Source organism: Mucilaginibacter inviolabilis, assembly GCF_011089895.1.
Classification (GTDB): Bacteria; Bacteroidota; Bacteroidia; order Sphingobacteriales; family Sphingobacteriaceae; genus Mucilaginibacter; species Mucilaginibacter inviolabilis.
Genome location: NZ_JAANAT010000001.1, coordinates 811,165 through 814,216 on the forward strand (window position 1 = coordinate 811,165; position 3,052 = coordinate 814,216).

General features: G+C 33.9%; 2 protein-coding genes. One reads left to right on the forward strand and one right to left on the reverse strand.

The genetic code is table 11. From position 1 onward, the window contains the following. Position 1 precedes the first annotated feature (1 nt). Positions 2–838, forward strand: a complete 837-nt coding sequence (locus tag G7092_RS03305) for a DUF4249 family protein (protein ID WP_166086157.1) — start codon at positions 2–4, stop codon at positions 836–838. Positions 839–1,021: 183 nt separating this feature from the next. Here G7092_RS03305 and G7092_RS03310 read toward each other — a convergent pair whose 3' ends face one another. After that, positions 1,022–1,981 carry a fasciclin domain-containing protein gene (locus G7092_RS03310; RefSeq protein ID WP_166086159.1) on the reverse strand — a complete coding sequence of 320 codons (960 nt, stop codon included), beginning with the start codon at positions 1,979–1,981 and terminating at the stop codon, positions 1,022–1,024. Positions 1,982–3,052: the final 1,071 nt, after the last annotated feature.

Consider the following 3,052-nt stretch of genomic DNA (forward strand, 5'->3'; position numbering starts at 1 on the left):
AATGAAAAAGATTAGTGCCTTGTTGATTTCATGTATTTTGATCACCGCTTGTAAAAATAGTTATGTATCACCAATAAAATTCAATAATCACGGCAGTACTTATGATCTGGCTGTAGAAGGCGGAATAACCACATTTCAAACAAGTCAGCAAATTAGATTATCGAAACCGGGGTTATTACCCGATGGAAAAACATCGCCGGTAAGCAATGCATTAGTAAGCGTAAATGATGGAACAGATGAAATCTCGTTTAAAGAGACTCAAACTCCAGGATTATATGCAGGTACTATAACTAACAATACCAATTATGACGGAGTTTATACATTACACATCACCTATAATAAAGTGGAGTATACAGCGGCTGATGTTTTAAGTATGGTAACTCCTTCTATCCAATTAAATAACCTGCCTTTTTCGGCCCGGGCTATTTCTGCAGATCAGGTTCAGCTGAAAATACCTAAACATTTATTTGGCGCTCCAACGGCCGCAAGGTGGATAGTTATATATGATAAGAGCTCTATAACCAACTTGCTTAACAGTTTCGTCGTACCTTATATTTATACTCATCAGCTTGGAGCGCCTAATTCTTTATATTCATCAACACAGGAGTTTAGAGAACCGGTTTTAAGTCTTCGCGACTCCATCACAGTTTATAAGTTTTCCTTGTCTGAGAGTTATAGTCAATACCTTTATACATTATTCCAGGAAACGGATTGGAAAAATATATTTTCAACTAATCCGAGTGGCATTTACGGTAATATCAGTGGTACAGGTCAGGGGTATTTTTATTGCACAGATTATGAGATGAAAAAGATTGCTGTTAAAGATTTAATTAAGTAATTCTATAAAAAGTGATATCAAAACCTTCTGCAAACTAATCACTAACGATTTTATGATATTTTAATTAATCTGTTTGGAAGAGATGGAGAAATATAGCCTGCACATTTTATTACTCAGTGGAAAAGTTGAAAAAATGGGGCCTCGTTAATCAATTAACTTGGCCCCGGTATATAGGGGTATTAATTAGGGGAGCAGTATTTTGTCGATCACATGCACTATTCCATTTTTAGCTATATTATCTGTTTTACTCAATAATATATAGTCGGTGTTAGATTTACCTTTTATTTTTAATCCACCCGTTGCGTTAAGTGTTATAGTCCCAGAAGCTAACGTTTGTACTTCAGCTTTATCCTTGAAATCGGATGAAAAAAGTCTCCGATTGATCAAATGGTATTTTAACAGGTTTGACAGTTTTGCAGGATCAGCAGCTTTTATAGCATTGATGGTTGGATACCCTGCATCAATGAATGCCTGATTGGAAGGTGCAAAAATTGTATACGGCCCTTTTTCAGACAGTATGGTAGATAAGTTTGCTCTTTTAATAGCTTCATCTAAATAGGTCAAATTGGGTGTGTTCTTAATTATTGCCATTACATCAATAACAGGAACGGTTAATATTGTATTAATAACTTGAATTGTTCCGTTTGTTGCCTTCTTACTAAGTTTTACTGTTGGTATCCCGTTAACAGAGATCTTATCATCATCTGTTCTTGTTACATATAGCTTTTCGCTGCTTTGTGTCGCGAATTCAGTATTCGCAGCAATAGGAATCGAATTCACCGGAAGAATATGGTACTGCAGAATGGAAGATAAAATACGTTTGTCGGCAGCATTTACTGCAGATTCATCTTTATAACCTGCAGCTTTGAAAGCCGTATTTGTGGGTGCGAATACAGTGAATGTTCCTTTGCCTTTTAAAGTCGTGGCTAAATCAGTCTTGATTAATGCAGCTCCAAGCAAACTAAAATTAGGATCGGCTGAAATTGTTTCAGAAATAGAAAAGGTTTTGGCTGGCGGGGGTACAGGTGCTGGATTGCTCTTTTTGTTTGTGCTACATGCCGTAACAATAAAACAAATGGAGCCAATTAGCCCTAAAGTACATCTGTTTAAATTTTTTACTGAATAGTTTTTTCTTATTTTCATTTTAATTGCTTTTTTAGGGGAGACGGATCTAGACTTAATAAGTCCTAAAAGAATTTGAAAATATTTTTAAATTATATTTATCAAGGCTGCCCATTATATACTAGGTTACTATGATTAGCATGAATGAATTAAAATAAACATGAGCAATTCAAACGAAGCGGACATGAGTAGTAACAGATAGAAAGAGATTAGCATAAATCCAGCGACATACAGGATTGTTTCATTAATTTGTTTTATCATTTTATAAATTCATCAATTGTTGAGATTAATTAGAGTGATTTTATGAAGGGTAAGCCTTCGGAATTTTTAATTCAATTTTTGAAGTTCAATCCGACATGATCACATTCTTTTTGGTCATCTTTCTTTTTAAATAATGTTGTAGCAGGTAAAGACATATTAAAATCATACTTCATTTTATTGTATGACGCTCTAATATTTAAAAGTCCTATAGAAAGGGGTGGAATATTTTGAATTAATTAAAAGCCCCTTTTTAGATGGAGATTTTATGCAATACTTCGTCGGATTCAAGGGAGCGTAAGGTCATAAAATCCGAATATTTTCTTGGGAGATTTGAGTAGAATAGCGTTTTGAGAAACAGTTCGAGAATGACACGATGCATTTCTCGACTGTTTTTAAACATACTACATACTTAATTTAATTAAATATAGTCTTTCTTCAAATAAGTCTTTCCAAATCACTAACTCTTTTTGACCCACAGTGTAACCTGTCTATTTCAAAGTCAACTTCTTTACCCTATAAGATCGGCAATGGCATGTATCTTGGATAAGTTTATTCTTCAAAAGCGCAGCAAAATTAAATTATATGTTGGTGTTGTTTAATACTGGTTGCGACTGTGTTCTATAGTATAATTGCTTGTTTTAATTTGATAACTCGCATAGCCAAAATCACTGTTTACATAAAACTGTTCCCGTTCGCATAGTTAACTTTTTGCCTACTATTTAAACACATAATATTGTATAAGAGCTTATTGTAGAAAATAGAATTGGAGTCAATTCTTGTGGGGTATTTACCCTTTTTAATAAGGATATACAGCATTAATGAGTGTATTAG

Excerpts from the sequence above, each read along its gene's own strand:
- G7092_RS03305 (WP_166086157.1), top strand. The coding sequence starts at position 2 with ATGAAAAAGATTAGTGCCTTGTTGATTTCATGTATTTTGATCACCGCT.
- G7092_RS03310 (WP_166086159.1), bottom strand. The coding sequence starts at position 1,981 with ATGAAAATAAGAAAAAACTATTCAGTAAAAAATTTAAACAGATGTACT.